This window comes from Protofrankia sp. BMG5.30 (assembly GCF_001983005.1).
Taxonomy (GTDB): domain Bacteria; phylum Actinomycetota; class Actinomycetes; order Frankiales; family Frankiaceae; genus Protofrankia; species Protofrankia coriariae.
This window is the reverse complement of sequence record NZ_MOME01000060.1, coordinates 1-17,418: the sequence shown is the minus strand read 5'-3', so window position 1 is coordinate 17,418 and position 17,418 is coordinate 1. Positions and strand designations below refer to the sequence as shown.

At 70.7% G+C, this 17,418-nt stretch carries 16 protein-coding genes and 1 other annotated feature; of the genes, 2 read left to right on the top strand and 14 right to left on the bottom strand.

Annotated features, from left to right (window positions below):
- Window positions 1-56: 56 nt before the first annotated feature.
- From BL254_RS22970 to BL254_RS22930, 9 genes are all read right to left on the bottom strand, one after another.
- Entirely contained in the window at window positions 57-620 is a 564-nt protein-coding gene (locus BL254_RS22970; RefSeq protein WP_235433337.1) for an IS3 family transposase, read from the bottom strand.
- Window positions 594-710, bottom strand: a sequence feature (AL1L pseudoknot). It overlaps the preceding gene by 27 nt.
- Complete coding sequence (locus tag BL254_RS22965) at window positions 668-991, bottom strand: transposase (RefSeq protein ID WP_047221974.1); 324 nt, start codon at window positions 989-991, stop codon at window positions 668-670. It overlaps the preceding feature by 43 nt.
- A gap of 47 nt (window positions 992-1,038) precedes the next feature.
- Window positions 1,039-1,368, bottom strand: a complete 330-nt coding sequence (locus BL254_RS22960; RefSeq protein ID WP_047221973.1) for an ATP-binding cassette domain-containing protein — start codon at window positions 1,366-1,368, stop codon at window positions 1,039-1,041.
- Window positions 1,369-1,468: 100 nt separating this feature from the next.
- Window positions 1,469-2,353, bottom strand: coding sequence for an LLM class F420-dependent oxidoreductase (locus BL254_RS22955; RefSeq protein ID WP_047221972.1), 885 nt, complete (start codon window positions 2,351-2,353; stop codon window positions 1,469-1,471).
- Between the two features lie 10 nt (window positions 2,354-2,363).
- Window positions 2,364-4,046, bottom strand: a complete 1,683-nt coding sequence (locus BL254_RS22950) for an NAD(P)/FAD-dependent oxidoreductase (RefSeq protein ID WP_217699351.1) — start codon at window positions 4,044-4,046, stop codon at window positions 2,364-2,366.
- Window positions 4,047-4,116: 70 nt separating this feature from the next.
- Window positions 4,117-4,884: an SDR family oxidoreductase gene (locus BL254_RS22945; protein WP_047221970.1), complete on the bottom strand. Its 768-nt coding sequence runs from the start codon at window positions 4,882-4,884 to the stop codon at window positions 4,117-4,119.
- A gap of 27 nt (window positions 4,885-4,911) precedes the next feature.
- Window positions 4,912-5,664 (bottom strand): SDR family oxidoreductase, encoded by a 753-nt coding sequence (locus BL254_RS22940; protein ID WP_076845105.1) that lies wholly within the window; start codon window positions 5,662-5,664, stop codon window positions 4,912-4,914.
- Entirely contained in the window at window positions 5,661-7,589 is a 1,929-nt protein-coding gene (locus BL254_RS22935) for an AMP-binding protein (RefSeq protein WP_217699350.1), read from the bottom strand. The genes BL254_RS22940 and BL254_RS22935 overlap by 4 nt, the downstream gene beginning before the upstream one ends.
- 135 nt (window positions 7,590-7,724) lie before the next feature.
- Window positions 7,725-8,696: an enoyl-CoA hydratase-related protein gene (locus BL254_RS22930; protein WP_076845102.1), complete on the bottom strand. Its 972-nt coding sequence runs from the start codon at window positions 8,694-8,696 to the stop codon at window positions 7,725-7,727.
- A 151-nt stretch (window positions 8,697-8,847) separates the two neighbouring features.
- On the opposite strand from BL254_RS22930, the gene BL254_RS22925 reads away from it, so the two are divergent.
- Window positions 8,848-10,722 carry an NAD(P)/FAD-dependent oxidoreductase gene (locus BL254_RS22925; RefSeq protein ID WP_083731324.1) on the top strand — a complete coding sequence of 625 codons (1,875 nt, stop codon included), beginning with the start codon at window positions 8,848-8,850 and terminating at the stop codon, window positions 10,720-10,722.
- Between the two features lie 176 nt (window positions 10,723-10,898).
- On the opposite strand, the gene BL254_RS25460 is transcribed toward BL254_RS22925, so the two are convergent.
- Window positions 10,899-12,533, bottom strand: coding sequence for an alpha/beta hydrolase fold domain-containing protein (locus tag BL254_RS25460; protein WP_083731323.1), 1,635 nt, complete (start codon window positions 12,531-12,533; stop codon window positions 10,899-10,901).
- 178 nt (window positions 12,534-12,711) lie between these two features.
- Between BL254_RS25460 and BL254_RS22910 the strand changes: the two genes are divergently transcribed.
- A complete protein-coding gene (locus BL254_RS22910; protein WP_052914339.1) occupies window positions 12,712-13,620 on the top strand; it encodes an alpha/beta hydrolase in 909 nt (302 codons plus the stop codon).
- A gap of 108 nt (window positions 13,621-13,728) precedes the next feature.
- Here the strand turns inward: BL254_RS22910 and BL254_RS22905 are convergent, their stop codons facing one another.
- The 4 genes from BL254_RS22905 to BL254_RS22890 form a co-directional block, all read right to left on the bottom strand.
- Entirely contained in the window at window positions 13,729-14,457 is a 729-nt protein-coding gene (locus tag BL254_RS22905; protein WP_052914337.1) for a B3/4 domain-containing protein, read from the bottom strand.
- Window positions 14,458-14,914: 457 nt separating this feature from the next.
- Window positions 14,915-15,310, bottom strand: a complete 396-nt coding sequence (locus tag BL254_RS22900) for a limonene-1,2-epoxide hydrolase family protein (protein WP_052914336.1) — start codon at window positions 15,308-15,310, stop codon at window positions 14,915-14,917.
- 93 nt (window positions 15,311-15,403) lie between these two features.
- Window positions 15,404-16,237, bottom strand: a complete 834-nt coding sequence (locus BL254_RS22895) for a bifunctional 2-polyprenyl-6-hydroxyphenol methylase/3-demethylubiquinol 3-O-methyltransferase UbiG (protein ID WP_083731320.1) — start codon at window positions 16,235-16,237, stop codon at window positions 15,404-15,406.
- Window positions 16,238-16,368: 131 nt separating this feature from the next.
- On the bottom strand, window positions 16,369-17,418 hold a 1,050-nt coding region (locus tag BL254_RS22890; RefSeq protein ID WP_139342465.1), incomplete at its 5' end, for an HNH endonuclease signature motif containing protein.

The following is a 17,418-nucleotide window of genomic DNA, read 5'->3' as shown; positions in this document are numbered from 1 at the left end:
AAAACCGCACTGAAACGATCAAGCAGATATTGATCTTGTCGGCGCCCGTTCTTATCTTAGCGGCATTGGTACTGCGAACCCCTGTCGGAATGGTGCACAAGACCGTTCAGCGGCTCGTCTTTGCAGCCCCAGATCGCCATCTCCAGCGCGTCGAGAGGAAGGTCGGTGCGCATGGTGGTATCGAGCCGCCACCCGACAATCTTCCGGGAGTAGACGTCAACCACGAACGCCACGTACACCATGCCCGCCCACGTCGGGACATAGGTGAAGTCGGCAACCCACAAGGCGTTCGGCCGGTCCGCGGTGAACTGCCGGTCCACCAGGTCCGCCGGCCTGGCCGCGGCAGGATCGGCGCGGGTCGTGCGGGGCCTGGCCCCGCCGCGTAGCGCCCCGGTCAGCCCGGCGGCCCGCATCAGACGCTCCACCGTGCACCGGGCCACCGTGATCCCCTCCCGGTTCAACACCCGCCACACCTTGCGCGCACCGTACACCTCGTAGTTCTCCTTCCACACCCGCTCGATCTCGGCGAGGAGTTCGGCGTCGCGCAGTGAACGCGCCGACGGCAGCCGTTTCTTCGCGGCGTAGTACGTCGACGGGGCAACCTGCAACACGTCGCAGATCGGCTCGACCCCGCCGAGGTCTTCCTTGTGCTTGTCGATGAAGGCGACTACCGAGGCAGCCGCGGGTCGAGCTCCCGCGCAAAAAAAGCCGACGCCGCTTTCAGGATCTCGTTCGCGCGCTTCAGCTCACGAACTTCACGTTCCAGCTCGGCGATACGCGCGGCATCCGGTGTGGTGGTTCCCGGACGAGTACCCTGGTCGACCTCAGCCTGATTCACCCACAGCCGCAGCGTCGCCGGATGCACATCCAGCCGTTTCGCGACCGTCGAGATCGCACGCGACGCCTCCGCCGGCTGCTCACGACGCATCTGCAGCACGAGCCGGACGGAACGTTCACGGAGCTCATCGGGATACTTCCTGGGAGCGGGCACGACTCGATCCTCTCAAACGGACCGGTCTCCACCGAACCCGGGGCGGTTCAGATCTGAGCGACGGTGTGGCGCGGATTGAGCGAGTCGTGCGGGTTCTGCGGCACCAGTTGCACGCGCCGTAACTGCTCCGCGTGCCGTTCACGGACGGTGGGCGCGAGCGGCACGCCGTCCAGGATGACCTCTCCCCCGGTTCGACGGTGCAGTCCGGCGAGGCAGCGCAACAGGAGGGTCTTGCCGATCCCGGACGGGCCGATGACCGACAGGCACTCGTCGCGGGCGACCTCGGCTGAGAGCCGGTCCAGGATTCGCCGCCCGCCGTGCCCGGCGACGAGATCGCGCGCGGCCAGGACGACATCCCCGGCCGGGCCGACCAGCACGACATCCTCCCTGCACGGCGGACATGACGCTTCTCTGCCTGGGCATGACGCGCTCCCTACCGCCCCGGGGCGGTAGGAGCCGTCGGCCCGGCGGCCCCGTCTAGCCGGTCAGCACCGGCGCCAGGCGGCGCCACTGCTCGATCGGGAAGGTCGCGGCGGCGGTGTGCTCGCCGATCAGGACCTGGACCGCGACGTGGTCGGCGCCGGCGTCGCGGTATGCGGCCACCCGGGCGGCGATCGTCTCCTCGTCGCCCCAGGCCACCAGGGCGTCGATGAGACGGTCGCTGCCCGGCGCGGCGAGATCGTCGTCGGTGAACCCGTACCGCCTCAGGTTGTTCATGTAGTTCGGCAGGTCGAAGTACATGCCCAGCCCGGTACGGGCGATCTGCCGGGCTCGGTCCGGGTCGGTCTCCAGCACCACGGCGAGTTCGGGTGCGAGGAACTTCTCCGGGCCGAGCGCCGCACGCGCGGTCGCCACGTGCTCCAGCGGCACGAGATACGGGTGGGCGCCGTGCGCGCGCTCGCCCGCCAGCCGCAGCATCCTGGGCCCCAGCGCCGCGAGCACCCGGGAGTGCGCCGGCACCGCGGGAGACGCGGCGTCGAGACCGTCCAGGAACTCGGTCATCCTGGCCAGCGGCCGGCGGTAGCGGCCGGCCGCAGCCTGGTCGACGATCGGCGCGTGGCTGACCCCGAGACCGATCAGCAGCCGGTCGCCGTACGTCCCGGTCAGTTTGGCGTACCGTTCGGCGACGGTCGCGGGCTCGTGCATCCAGATGTTGAGGATCCCGGTGGCCACCGTGATCCGGCTGGTGGCCGCCAGCAGCGCGGTGAGCCGTTCGAACAGGCCGCCACCGCCCAGGTCCGGCAGCCAGACGGCCGTGTACCCGAGTTCCTCGGCGGCCACCGCGGCCTCGACGGCCTGCTCCTCCCCGCCGAACCGGAGCCCCATGTTCCAGATTCCGACACCTGTGGGTGTTGTGGTCATCTCCGCCCCCTCAGCTGCCCGCCACGCCCACGGACGGCCGGGCGTCCCGGACGGCCGAGAACCGGTAGTGGGTAAAGCCCTCCTCGGCCTCCTGCCGTACTTCCCGGATGTAGTTCGGGTAGCCGCCGAAGTACAGCGCCACGCCGTGCGGCTTGCCCGGGATGTTCGCGCCGACGAACCAGGAGCGGATCTTCTCCCCGGCGGGGAACACGGTCGCGTTGAAGAACGTCTCGCACTGCTCGTTGTAGGCCGTGACGGCCTGCGCGGTGGGCTCGATGCGGGTGTGGCCGTGCTCGCGCGTGTAGGAGATGGCCTCCCCGATCCACTCGGCGGCCGGCTCGATCATGACCGGCGCGTTCGCGAACGGGATCTGCGGACCGGCGATCATGAAGAAGTTCGGGAACTCGTCGACGGTGAGCGCCAGATGGGTGCGGGGCCCACCCCGCCACTTCTCCGCGATCGTCACCCCGCCCCTGCCGCGGACGTCGACGCTGGTCAGCGAGCCGGTCATCGCGTCGAAGCCCATGGCGAACACGATGACGTCGGCCTCGTACTCGGTGCCGTCGGCCAGCCGCACGCCGGTGGGCGTGATGTCGTCCACGGCGTTGCCGCTGACGTCCACCAGCTCGACGTTGTCCCGGTTGAACGTCTCGTAGTAGAAGTGCCCCAGCGGCGGCCGCTTGGCGCCGAGCGGATGGTCGGGCTTCGGGCACAGCAGTTCGGCGGTGGCCGGATCCCTGACGATCGTGCGGATCTTGTTGCGGACGAACTCCGCAGCCAGCGCGTTGGACTCCGGGTTGACGAAGATGTCGTCGAAGGTCTCCAGGAAGTAGCGGAACCCGCCCTCCTCCCAGCCGGCCTCCAGAATTCGCTGGTGTTCCTCCGGGCTGACGTCGCCGAGGACCCGGTTGGCCGGGTTCATCGGCATGCCCATCGCCTGCCGTCTCACCTGCTCCCAGATCGCGTCGTAGTTGGCCTTGATGGCCTGGCGCTGGGCGTCGTGCAGCACGTAGTTGCGCGCGGGCAGTATGTAGTTGGCCGTGCGCTGGAAGACCGTCAGCCGGGCGGCGGTCGCGGCGACGATCGGGATGAGCTGGACGCCGCTCGCGCCGGTACCGATCACCGCGACCCGCTTGCCGGCGAAGTCCACCGGTTCGTGCGGCCAGCGCGCGGTCATGTACCACTCGCCCCGGAAGGACGATAATCGGGGGAACGGCGGCTCGTAGGGGACGGACAGCAGCCCCGAGGCGCTGACCAGATGGCGGCTGACCAGCCGTTCGCCACGCTCGGTGGTGACGACCCAGACGTCGTGCTCCTCGTCGAACACGGCCGAACGCACCCGGGTGTCGAACTGGATGTCGCGGCGCAGGTCGAACCGGTCGGCGACGTGGCGCAGGTAGCTGAGCACCTGCGGCTGGCTCGGATAACGCTCCGGCCAGTCCCAGTCCTCCTGCAGCCTCTTGTCGAACCCGAAGCAGTAGGCCCAGCTCTCGCTGTCGGTCCGGGCCCCGGGATAGCGGTTGAAGTACCAGGTCCCGCCGACGTCGGACGYGGCCTCGAGCACGCGCGCGGTCAGACCGCGGCTGCGCGCCTCGTACAGCATGCGCAGGCCGCTGAATCCCGCTCCGATCACGACGACGTCGAGGTCCGGGTACACGCCGGACGATGGTAAAGCTGCTTCTTGGGGAGGCACGGCGGTGAATCTCCTTCCAGGAATCCTGAGAATCAGTGCGCTGGCCGGGGCAGGCGGGGTCAGACAGAGGTCAGGCGGTGGTCCAGATTCCGCCGTCCACCGGGATCACGGCCCCGGTGACCCAGGCGCCGGAGCGCGCGGCCAGGTAGACGGCGACGCCGGCCATGTCCTCGGGGGTCCCGATGCGCCCGAGCGGCGAGGAGGCCGCGAACCTGTCGCCGGACTCGGCCAGGATCGCGGCCATCATCCTGGACGGGAACGGGCCGGGAGCGACCGCGTTGACGGTGATGTGCCGGGGCCCGAGCTCGCGGGCCAGCACCCGGGTGAGCTGGTGCAGGCCCGCCTTGCTGGCCGAGTAGGCGTAGGTGGCGAGATCCGGCACCCGCAGCCCGTCGATGCTGCCCACGTTGATGACCCTGGCCGGATCCTCGGCGGTGGCGGCCTTCTCCAGCAGCGGCAGGAACGCGCGGGTGAGGAAGAACGGCGCCTTGAGGTTGAGGTCGAGAACCTTGTCCCACGCCGCGGCCGGGTACGTCTCCAGCGGCGCGCCCCAGGTCGCGCCGGCGTTGTTGACCAAGATGTGCACGTGCGCCTCCCGGGCCGCGAGCTCCTCGGCCAGCCGGCGGCACTCCGCTTCCCCGGAGAGGTCGGCCGGCAGCGACTCGACCGGCCCGAACCGTGAGAGCTCGTCGACCGCCCGCTCGCCGGCCTCCGGTTTGCGTGAGGACACGTACACTTTCCCGCCGGCCTCCAGCAGCCCGCGGGCCATCATCAGCCCGATGCCCCGGGTACCCCCGGTGACCACGGCGACCTTGCCGGTGAGATCGAACAGATGCACAGGTTCTCCCCTGGGTGTCAACGGGTGTCAGTCGACCGGCCCACCGGCCACGTACAGCACCTGGCCGGAGACGAAGCCCGAGCGTTCGTCGGCGAAGAAGGCCACCGCGTGCGCGATGTCGTCCGGCGTCCCCGCCCGGCCGACCGGGATGCCGGCGGCCATCTCGGCCTGCATGTCCTCGAACGGGACGTTGATCCGTTCGGCGATCGAGCGGGTCATGGCGGTGACGGTGAACCCCGGCGCGACGGCGTTGACGGTGATGCCGAACCGGCCGAGCTMCAGGGCCAGGGTCTTGGTGAGCCCCTGGATGCCGGCCTTGGCCGCCGAGTAGCTGGCCTGCCCCCGGTGGCCCAGCGCCCCGATGCTGGACAGGTTGATGATCCGCCCCCAGCCGGCCTCGGTCATGTGGCCGTGCACGGCCTGGCTCAGCAGGAACGCGCCGGTCAGGTTCACGTCCAGGATCGTCCGCCAGGTGGCCAGGTCGAGCTTGTGGAAGAGGCCGGCGCGCAGCAGGCCGGCGTTGTTGACCAGCACCGTCGGCCCGCCGAGCTCGGCGGCGACCTTCGCCACCGCCGCCCGGACGGCGGCCTCGTCGCTGACGTCCGCGCCGACCGCGACGCCGCGCCGGCCGGCCGCCCGCACGTCCGCGAGGGTCCGCGCGCAGGCGTTCTCGTCGAGGTCGAGCACCGCAACGTCGTGGCCGTCCTCGGCCAGCCGCCGGGCGACGCTGGCCCCGATGCCCCGGGCGGCGCCGGTGACCAGCGCCACCCGCCCGGTCACCGCTCCCCCAGCTGCTGTCCGGCGGCGTCCCCCAGCAGCTGTTCGGCGGCGCGGCGGGCGAGCAGGAACTTCCGCGGCCGCCCGCTCGGCGTGGTCGGGACGTCGGCGGCGGCGAGCGGCAGCACGTGCCGGGGCACCTTGAACCGGGCCAGCCGGGCCGCACAGTACTCGACGATCTCCGCCAGATCGAGCGGGCCGGACTGTTCCACCAGGCCGGGCTGTTCGACCGGGCTGGACTGTTCGACCGGGCTGGACTGTCCGGCCGAGCCGGGCTGCTCCGCCAAGCCGGGCTGTTCGGCCGGGCCAGACTGTTCCGCCGGGCCGGACTGTTCGGCCGGGCCAGACTGTTCCGCCGGGCCGGACTGTTCGAGAGGCCCGTACGCCGCACTGGCCTTCGGGACGATCCAGGCCACCCCGACCTCGCCCATCCGCTCGTCGGGCAGCGGCACGACGTACGCCTGCGCCACGGACGGATGGCTGGTCAGGACGTCCTCGACCTCCCTGGGCATCACCTGCTCGCCGCCGCAGCGGTAGGTCTCCTTCACCCGGCCGACCAGGGTGAGGTAGCCGTCGGCGTCGATCCGGCCGAGGTCCCCGGAGCGCAGCCACCCGTCGCCGTCGGCGAACGCCTCGGCGGTCTCCGCGGGCTTGCGGTAGTAGCCGATGGTGACCCCGGGGCCGCGGGCGAGTAACTCGCCGACCTCGCCGACGGCCACCTCGGCGCGGGTCCGCGAGTCCACGACGCGGTACTCCACCAGCCRCCCGCCCAGCGCCGGGTCGCCCGCGACGCCGACGTCACGTAATCGGCCGTTGGTGAGCAGCCGTTTCTCCGGCGGGTCGTCAGGCCGGGTGACCGTGGTCGAGGCGGTGGTCTCGCTCATGCCGTAGCCCGTGGTGACCTCGATCCCGGCGCTGGTGAACGCCGTCTCGATCCGGTCCCACAGGCCGGCTGGAGGCACGCCCCCGGAGGCGAGCAGCGAGGTCAGCGAGGAGATGCCGTACGCCCGACCGGCGGCCTCGGCGGTCGCCAGCTCGTCGAGCACGGCCATGCTCATCAGGGGGATGAGCAGCCCGTCGGTGGCCCGGTGCCGCTCGATCGCGCGCAGTGTGTCCGCCGCGTCGAAGGACAGCCGCGGGGCGATCGCGCCGCCGACGAACAGCACCGAGAGCATCCCCTCGACATAGCCGAACACGTGGTACATCGGCAGCGAGAAGACGATGCGGTGGCCGTCGGCGAACGCCCGCCCGAACGCGCTGCCGTACGCCGTGCGCAGCAGCATGTCGTGGGTGAGCAGCACCCCCTTGGGCTGGCCGGTCGTCCCGGAGGTGTAGAACACGTCGGCGGGGGTGTCCGCGGCCACCCCGGTGACCGGCTCCCATCCCTCGGCGGTGGCGGCCAGTTCGTCGAAGGTGCGCGCGCCCGGGCGGCCACCGTCCGGGCTGGTCGGGAACACCACCACGGTGCGCAGCGTGGGCAGCCGTTCACCGCCGCCGGCGCGCTCCCAGCCGGGTGCCAGCTCGTCGAGCATGCCCAGGTAGTCCAGGTCACGGAACCGGTCCATGGTGATCAGGGCGACCGCGTCGGACTGGCCGAGCACGTAGCCCAGCTCGTCGCGCCGGTTGAGGAAGTTGACCGGCACGCACACCGCGCCGGCCCGCGCGATGCCGTACTTCGCCGCGACGAACTCCGGGAAGTTKGCCATCACCATCGCCACGTGGTCGCCGGGGCGCACCCCGGCCTCGACCAGGCCGCGCGCCACCCGGACCGACCACTGCCGGATCTCCTGGTAGGTCCAGCGGCGCTCGTCGGTGATCACGTAGGGCCGGTCCGGGAACTCCTCGGCGGCCGCGTCCAGCATCCGCTCGAGCCGGTGCGACGGCCACCGGGGGAAGCGCGCCTCCAACGCCGCCTGGCGCCCCGCCACCGAGGGCAGCCCCGCGGGGAGCCCCGAGAAAGGCACCGCGGAAGGCGCTGGGGAAAGCCCCGAGGAAGACGAGGAAGAAGAGGAAGAAGAAGAGGAAGACACCGTGGGGAGCAGCATGATCCGCCCCTAACAGGATCAGGATCCGGTGGTGGGGAAAGCCGGCCTGGCCTCCCGGTGGCCGTTGTGCGCCTGCCCGTCCGCGMTCGGCGCCCTGGCCACCCTGGATGCCTGGTAGGCCTCCCAGTAGGTCCGGTGATGGGAGAACGGTTCGTCCCGGTCCTCCACGGCGGCCCGCACGCCGCGCGCGCGCTGGATCCGCTCGAAGTCGGCCATGGCCGGGCCGGCGATCGCCATCGCGTCGGCGTCGTTCGCCGCCGCGATGGCGGCGGTGATGCCCATCGCGTCCCACCAGCGGTTCGTCGACTCCTTGTGCGCGTAGAGCATCTCCAGCGGCACGTGCGAGATGCGCTCGGCGTAGGTCATGGCCACCGCCTCCACCTCGTCGGCGGGCACCGCCCGGTTGGCCAGGCCCAGCTCGGCGGCCTCGACGCCGGTCATCGAGTCCCCGGTGAACAGCCACTCCTTCGTCCGGCGCATGCCCAGGTGGATCGGCCACATGCCGAAAACGTGGATCTCGCCCATGGTGCGCGCCTCGGGCTGACCGAACGTGGCGTCCTCGGCGCAGAACACGATGTCGAGCACRCCGGCCAGGTCGAGCCCGCCGGCCACGCAGGCCCCGCGCACCACGCCGATGGTGGCCTGGCGGATGCGCCACAGCCGCAGCCAGCGCTCACGGGACTCGTGGAACTCCCGGCGGGAGAAGATCGGGTTGCGCCGGTGCGGCCGGGCGTCCTCCGGCCGGGACGGCTCCCSGGTGCCCCACAGGTAGCCCCACTCGGTGAGGTCGTAGCCCGTGCAGAAGTTCTTGCCGTTGCTCCTGACCACCAGGACCCGAGTGTCGTCGTCGCTGTCGAGGTCGTCAAGCACGAGGTCGAGTTCGTCGCGCAGCTTGCGGGAGAGCGCGTTCCCCCGGTCGGGGCGGTTCAGGGTCAGGGTTGCGATCCGCCCCGACTTCTCGTAGATCAACGTCTCCAGCTTCACGGGCACCTCGGATCCACAGGCCGGTCGGAGAACGCCGCCTCACAACCCGACGAGGTTTTCAACGTGCGTTGATTCTAGGTGGCGACATCACGAGAATCAACACTATGTTGACGTGCACGGCGACCGTCGGATCGCGTCCCCGAGGAGGAGATCATCGATGACTGACGCGCGGGACGCCGCCGGCCACGCCGGTCCTGACGGCTCCGGTCCTGACCCTGACCCTGGCACTGGCGCCGGCCCTGTCAACGTCGTCGGCCATGGCAACGCCGACAGCCACGGCAACGCCGTCGGCCCCGACCACGACGTCGACGTCGTCGTGGTCGGGGCCGGGTTCGCCGGCCTGCGAGCCCTGCACACGCTGCGCGGGACGGGTCTGTCGGTCGCGGTGCTGGAGGCCGGCCCCGACATCGGCGGGGTCTGGTACTTCAACCGCTACCCCGGCGCGCGCTGCGACGTCGAAAGTTACGACTACTCCTACGCCTTCTCCCCGGAACTGGAGCAGGAGTGGCGCTGGAGCGAGCGGTACGCCACCCAGCCGGAGATCCTGCGCTACATCAACCACGTGGCCGACCGGTTCGACCTGCGCCGCGACATCCATCTCAACCAACGCATGACCAGAGCGGCCTACGACGAAGGCACCGCCCGGTGGTCGGTGCGCACCGAGAGCGGGCGGCGCTGGCAGACCCGGTTCCTGGTGATGGCCACCGGCCAGCTGTCGGTGAGCAAGCGCCCCGAACTGCCCGGCCAGGAGGCGTTCCGGGGGCGGGTGCTGCACACCGCGCACTGGCCGCACGAGGAGGTCGACTTCGCCGGCCAGCGGGTCGGGGTCATCGGCACCGGCTCCTCGGGGATGCAGCTGATCCCGGTGGTGGCCCGGCAGGCCGCGCATCTCACGGTCTTCCAGCGCACCCCGAACTTCAGCATCCCCGCCGCCAACGCGCCGATCAGCGACGAGCGGGACGCCGAGGTCAAGGCGCACTACCGGCAGCGCCGCGAGGCGGCCCGCAACTCCCCGAGCGGCCTGGGTTTCGTGCCCAACAAACAGTCCGCGCTGGACGTCGACCCCGAGCGGCGACGGACGCACTACGAGGCCGCGTGGAAGCGGCTGGGCTTCGGCTTCGTGCTGGCCTACCACGACATCCTGCTGGACGAGCGGGCCAACCAGACCGCGGCCGACTTCATCCGGGAGAAGATCGCGCAGGCGGTCCGGGATCCGGAGACCCGGGAGAAGCTGACGCCACGTGGCTTTCCCTTCGGCACCAAGCGGCCCTCGGTGGACAGCGGCTACTTCGAGACGTTCAACCGGGACAACGTCGAGCTGGTGGACATCAGCGAGCACCCCGTCGAACGGTTCACCGAGACCGGCCTGCGCACCGCCGCCGGCCACCATGAGCTGGACATCCTGGTCTTCGCCACCGGCTTCGACGCGCTGACCGGCGCGCTGCTACGACCCGAGATCATCGGCCGTGGCGGGCAGACGTTACGGCAGAAGTGGGCGGCGGGCCCGGTGACCCATCTCGGGCTCGGCACGGCCGGCTTCCCCAACATGTTCATCATCTGCGGGCCCGGCAGCCCGTCGCTGCTGAGCAACGTGCTGCTGTCCACCGAGGAGCACGTCGACTGGATCGCCGGGCTCCTCGGCTATCTGCGCGAGCACGGGCTGGCCGAGGCCGAGGCCACGCCCGAGGCCGAGCGGAAGTGGGTGGAGCACGTCAACGCCCGTGCCCAGGAAACCCTCTACCCCCGGGCCCGGTCGTACTACAACGGCGACGAGATACCCGGCAAGCCGCGGGTCTTCATGCCCTACTCCGGCGGGGTACGCGGCTACCGGCGGATTCTGCAGCGGGTGGTCGCAGGCGGCTACGACGGTTTCATGCTGCGCCCCCACCCGGACAGCCCCCACCCGGACAGCTCTCAGCCGGACGGCTTCCACCAGGATGGCTCCCAGCAGGGACATTCCCAGCAGGACAGCTTTCAGCAGGGCAGGCAGCCGGCCACGGCCGGCATCCAGACAGCCACCGACCAGGGGTGAACTCCTCGGCCTGAACTCCCTGGCCTGGTCGACCTCCCGCCGGCCCGCGCGCACCGGCTGGCCAGCCCCCTGGCCGGCACGCGCGGGCCAGCGGGAGGCTCGTCGCCGCAGGCCGGCAGGCAGCTCATCGCCGCAGGCCGGCGGGAGGCTCGTCGCCGCGGGCCGGCGGGAGGCTGTCACTCCCGTCCGGCGCGCAGTCGGCGGGCAAGCTGCTCGGTCAGCTCGCTCGCCTGCCGCATCTCCCCGTCCAGCCACCAGAACCCGTGCGCCGCACYCTGGTACACCGTGACCTCGGTCGGTACGCCGGCCGCCCGCAGCCGGYCGGCGTAGGCCAGCCCCTCGTCCCGCAGCGGGTCGAGTTCGGCGACGACGACGGTGGCCGGCGGCAGCCCGGAGAGGTCCACGGCCCGCAGCGGGGCGGCCCTCGGGTCCTCCCCGTCGGCCTCCGAGGGCAGGTAGTGGTCCCAGAACCACTCCATCTCGGCCCGGGTCATCAACGGGCCGTCGGCGTATCGCTCGTAGGAGGCGAAGGTGCTCGTCCGGGCCGGTGCCAGGCACGGGTAGAGCAGGATCTGCCGGTCGGCCCGGGGGCCGCCCCCGTCGCGCAGGCACAGGGCGGTGGCCGCGACGAGGTTGCCGCCCGCGCTGTCGCCGAGCAGCACCAGGTGCTCGGCGTCGGCCCCGACGGCCTGTGGGTTGTCCGCCAGCCAGCGCACCGCGCGCACGCAGTCCTCCAGCGGGCCGGGGAACTGGGTCTCGGGCGCCCGCCGGTACTCGACCGAGACGACGACGCAGTCGCTGGCCACCGCCAGCCGGCGGCACGGCCGGTCCGCCGGCTCGATGCCGCCCAGCACCCAGCCGCCGCCGTGCACGTACACCACGAGCGGCAGCCGGCGGGTGGGGGCGGGGTGGTACACCCGGGCCGGCAGCTGGCCGGCGGCGCCCGGCACGAGCACGTCCCGGACCTCCGCGACGGRCACCTCCGGCGCCTGCATGGCGGTCACCCGCTCCAGCACGGCCCGGGCCTGCGGCACGGTCAGCGTGTGGTAGGACGCCACCTGGGCGGCCCGCAGCCGCGCCGTCACCCGCGCGACGTCGGGGTGCGCGCCGACGAGCCAGGCCGGGGCGCCGGCGGCGGTGGTGTCGTGGGCGGCCAGGCCGCCCAGCAGCAGGTCCGCGTAGGCCTGCCCGATGCTGCGCGCGTCGGTCGCCGACTGCCGGGGGTTGAACCAGCGGTGGGTCCAGCTGACCATCCCCATGAGCCCGTTGGCCAGTATCCGGGGGTCCGCCACCGGGCGCAGGGTGCCCGCCGCGATACCGTCGCGGATGACCGCCTCGACCRCGGCTACGTAGCGGCGGTTCACCGAGCGCATCTCCGCCGCCCAGGCCTGCTGGCTCTTGGCGACGTGCGAGAGGTTCTCCTCCAGGTACAGGTACAGCAGCGGGTAGTGCTCGGCGTAGGAGACCAGCAGGCCGGTGACCAGCTTCCGCAGCTTCTCGGGAGCCGGGTCGGCGGAGTCCCGGATCTCCTCGGCGATCCCGGTGTTGCGCAGGACGACGGGCGTGACCGCCTCGTTGAGGATCTCTTCCTTGCTGGCGAAGTAGTAGTACAGCGTGGCGCGCTCGGTGCCCACCGCCTCGGCGATGTCCGCCAGGTTCGTCTGGCGGAAGCCCCGCTCCCGGAACAGCTCGATCGCCGCGTTGAYGATTCCGGTACGCCGGTCGTGATAGTTCTCCCGGGCGCCCCCCACGGCCGCGGCGCGCCGGCGACCGATGGCGCTGTCGGGCAGCTCCTGCGCATGCTGATTCACATCACGAGGTTAGACCGCTGCCCCACATCCGGTCATCACTGCGTTGATGATTCTTGTCAGCACACTGTTGACATGGGTTGGAGGCCTTGCTTGGATGGACTCCCTCGCCGATAGCGAGTGTCACGGCCGCAACGGGAGCCCGGCGGCCGGGCGCGGTCGACTGTGTCGGAGGTGGGCCATGCCAAGCCCCGGGAACGAACTGGTTCGCAAGCACTGGACGAATCTGGTGGCCGCGCTCGCGCCACCGGCTGGCATTCCCGAGTACCGGGCCAGCTTCGAGGAGCTGTGCGCGACCTTCCCGGTGCCGGCGGGCACGCTGGTCGAGAAGGTCGACGCCGGCGGGATCCCAGCACTCGTGATCACCCACCCGGACGTCGACCCGGGACCGGCGGGATCGACCGTGCTGTGGACCCACAGCGGCGGCTACATCTTCGGCTCGGCCCACGGCTACCGCTCGTTCGGCGCCGCCGTGTCGCTCGCGGCCGGAGCCCGGGTGCTGATGGTCGACTACCGGCTCGCGCCCGAGCATCCCTACCCGGCTGCGCTGGACGACGCCACCGGCGCCTACCGCTGGTTACTCGCCCAGGGCACCGCGCCCGAGCGGATCGTGGTCGGTGGCGACTCCGCCGGCGGCGGGCTGGCCCTGGCCACGCTGCTGGCCCTGCGCGACGCCGGTGACCCGCTGCCGGCCGGCGGGGTCGCGGTCTCCCCGGTCGCCGACTACACGCTCTCCGGCGAGTCCATGGACACCCGCGCGCACGTCGACCCCATCGCCTCCCGCGAGACGCTCGACGGCCTCGGCGCGCTCTACCGCGGTGACGCCGCGGTGGACAACCCGTACCTCTCCCCCCTCTTCGGCGACTACTCCGGAATACCTCCGCTGCTGCTCCTGGTCGGCACCGACGAGGTACTCCATGATGACGCCGTCCGGGTCGTCGCAAAGGCGACCGCCGCCGGCGTGGACGCGCGGCTGATCGTCGGCCAGGACCAGACCCACATCTGGACGCTGTTCGCCAGCATCCTCCCCGAGGGCCAGCAGGCCGTCGACGAGATCGGCCGGTTCGTCCGCCAGGTCTCGACAAAATGAGGAGCAGAAACGAGGCGGAAACAGTATAGGAAAGGCGAGGACGAGGCCTGGGCCCTGGAACAGAAGCGAGCGCGCTCCGCGTCCGCCCGGTCAGGGCCGGCCGCCCGGTCAGGGCCCGAAGAGAATTCTCTCGTCGCCGCCGCAGAACTCCTTTGTGAGCGCGATCAGCTCGTTGGCCGCGTCCCACACGTAGTCGGCGTCGGTGGCCCGGTTTCCCTGGACGATGTAGAAGCACTCGGTGGTGTCGAGCACCACCTTGGTCTTCTCGACCTGCCGCGTCTCCATCCGGCAGATGATCTCGTCGGCGCCGTCGATGTAGCCGTACTCGCCGGCGGGGACCGGCCTGGGCTCCGTCGCGCCCAGCGGTACGAACCGCTCCGTACCGGTCGTGAGCGTGAGGCGGATGTCCCCGTCCACGGCCGTCAGGTCGTGCGCGCCAAGCGCCAGGCGGGTCCGCAGCGAGACCAGGTTGTAGATGTCGACGAGAAGACTGATCCTGGGCAACGTCCCGGTCCTGCGGATCAGGCGCAGCAGGTTCTCCGGCGACGCGACGTTCTCCCGGTTCGACCGCCCGACCGCGGTGTGCAGGTCACGGAATCCGGCGAGGACCGGATCGCTCCTGAAATCCTCGTTGGACCGAAAGCTCGGAAGACCGGCGAGGGTGTCGGCCAGCAGCGCGTCGAACCGCTCGTCGCTCTTCCTGTTGCGAAGATTTCCCATGACAAAATAGACGCCCGTCAGCCCCAGACCCAGGACCTCCTCGTCCACCTTGAATATGGTTTCCTCGTATCCCGCTCCCGTGGTGGCACTGACCAGATCAGTCTCCGCAGTGCCCATACAGGCGCTCCTTTCACGTGATATCATCAGCGGCCGGAATCGTCGTTTCCCCAGTAGAACCCCGGTAGAATAGCATGACCCGTCACCCTGAAGGAAGGACGGACAGCTGGTCGGACGCACCCTCGCTGACCTGCGCAGACACAATTTCGAGGGTCCGGTGGCCCAGTCGTACAAACACGGACCACTGGCGCCGTCGACAGCGGAAAAATGTTTCCCGAAGACGGAAGAAAACAGGAGTTTGTTGTCCCCACGTGGGTCGCTGGCGCCATCGTGCCGACTGTGGCCGCGCGCAGCCGCCGTCGTTCTGTCGAGTTCACGCACGGGCTCGACAGAACGGCGGCGGCCGTTTTCTGTGCGGTGACGGACTACCGGTCGGCGGCAGCAACCGTAAACGGGCCACCGCCACCGTGGTATTCAGGTGGTATCCAGATGGTATTCAGATGGTGCCAGGTAGCGGTCAGGCGGCGGCCTTCGCCTGTAGCTCCTGGAGGTCGCAGTAGTCGCGGTAGCTGGTGATCTTTCCGTCGTCGTTGAGTGTCAGGACACCGGCGACGGGGATGGAGACGACGAGATTGCCGTCGGCATCCTTGACGTCGTCGACCCGTTCGGTCCAGACGACGTCGCCGGTCTGCCCGATCCGCTTTATGTGGACCTGTATGGTYGCCAGGTTGTACCCGGCCCGGAACTGCTCAAGTAAGGCGATGGCCTCCGCCGGGCCGTGGGTTTCGGGGACGACGGGGGCGGCGAGCCATGGCGTTTCGGCGGTGAACGTGTCGGTGAACGAGGCGGTCAGCTCGTCGTAGCTGACACTCCAGCGCTTGAAGAAGTTCTCGACGATGGTGATGTGGCTCATTCCTGACTGGCTCCTGGTTCTCGAAGAGGGTGGTCGGTCTCCGAAGGAGAGCATTTCACGGTCGAGACGCAGATGCCCGCGTGGGAAGCGCACTCATGACGCTGGGCGTTGGGTGCGCTGGGCGTTGGGTGCGGTGAGCGCGGTGCCGTCGCCGCGGTCAAATCGCCGCGACCGGATCCGGTGTCCCGCCGGAGACGGCAGGYGGTAGACGGATACGTGGGACCGGGATTCGGCGGTGAACTCGGCCCCGCCCCAGTCGGCATGCCTGGCCTCCAGCTCGAACCCGGCCAGCTCGGCCATGAGATCGAGTTCGRCCGGCCATATGTAGCGGTGCCGGCTGCGGGTCAGCCGAGCCTGCCCGCTCCCGTCAGGTCTGACGTGGTGCGAGACGACGTGCTGGCGCAGAACGTCGTAGGTGTCCAGGGCGATGTGGTCGGGCGCGACATCCCAGACCACCGCCTGCTGGCCCGGGGGAAGCCTGCGCAGCTCGGGCACCCACAGTTCGATCACGAACCGGCTACCGGGCGTGAGATGGCGGGCGGCGTTGCGGAAGCAGGCGACCTGCTCGGCCTGGGTGAGCAGGTTGGAGATCGTGTTGTAGACGAGGTAGACGAGCGTGTACTCGCCCGGGACGACCGTGGTGGCCATGTCACCGAGAACGACCGGTATCGCCGCTTCRCCCGCCTTCGCGCGCAGGCGGTCGACCATTGGACGTGACAGTTCGATCCCGGTGACGGRCACCCCCCGCTCGGCGAGCGGGACGGCCACGCGGCCGGTGCCGATGGCGAACTCCAGCGCCCGTCCGTCGCCCGCGAGTGCGGCCAGACGGTCCACGGCCGGCCCCAGCACCTCGGGCGCGAACATGCCGATGCCCGGCGTGTCATATCGCCGGGCGGTATCGACACCCCAGATCTCCTCCTGCCGCATGCCGCCCACAATCGCCGCGGGCAAACGCGCCGTCCAATCATTTCCCCAGAAAGGCGATGGACCGAGGCCCAAGACAGCACGCTGGCCTCGTTCCGCCCGCCAGACGAAAGTAGTCATTTAATCACATTTCGTTATATTGCAAATTTGACGCTCCCTCCGTCCTTTGTGGTCGTGGACGCAGGCGTGGGCGTGATCGCAGGCGCAGGCGTGGGCGTGGGCGTGGCTGTGGGGGCAGGGGCGGTTGTGGACGCTGGGGGTGTGGGTGGGATGGGGTCGTTCCAGGGTTCGGGCACGCTGAGGTAGGTCCGGCCGGTCGGGGCGGTCCAGACCACCGCGTCGCCGTCGCCGTCGCTGTCGCTGTTGGCGTTGGCGTCGCTGTTGGTGTTGGTGCGGTGTACTGTCCATCCGCCGTCGTGTTTCGCTCGGTGGTGGCGTCGGCAGAGGGCGAGCAGGTTTGCCTCGCTGGTGGGGCCGCCGGTGCTGTGCGGCTGGATGTGGTCGAGGTCGCAGGACCGGGCGGGTTTACGGCAGCCGGGGAACCGGCAGGTCCGTTCCCGGGTGCGTAGCAGCCGGGCCAGTTCCGGCGCGGGGAACCGGCGGCTGACCTCGATCGGCCGGTGGCCCGCGGCGGGGTCGGTCAGGATCCGCTGCCAGGTCGCGTCCGCTGCCAGGTCGTGGGCGGTGGCGGCGGGGATCGGCCCGTAGCCGGCCAGCTCGCCGGGGGTGTCACGCACGTCGGCGAGGGTGGCGGCGGAGACGAGTACCCCGACCTCGACGGAGATGTCGGTGCCGCGGTCGTGGCCGAGGAGGATGTCGATGAGGGCGTCGGCGCGGCGGGCGTCCATCCTCGCCGGCCCGTCCGGCCCGTCCATCCTCGCCGGCCCGTCCGGCCCGTCCGGCCCGTCCGGCCCGTCCGGCCCGTCCGGCCCGTCGGCGGCGGCGCGGGCGAGGGTGTCCAGGCGCTGGTAGATGGCCTGGGCGTCGACGGCGGGTAGCAGCGCGCCCAGTTCGGTCATGCCGTTCTCGGCCGGCTGGATCCAGACCCGTCGTTCTTCGCGGGCGCGTGGGTGTGCCGGCGGTGGGAGCCGTCGGGATCCACCGCGAGGACGGCGCGGCGCAGGGCCTGGCGGAACAGGCTGTGGCTGCCCCGCCCGCCCCGGGCGAGGACCCGTGTCTGCACC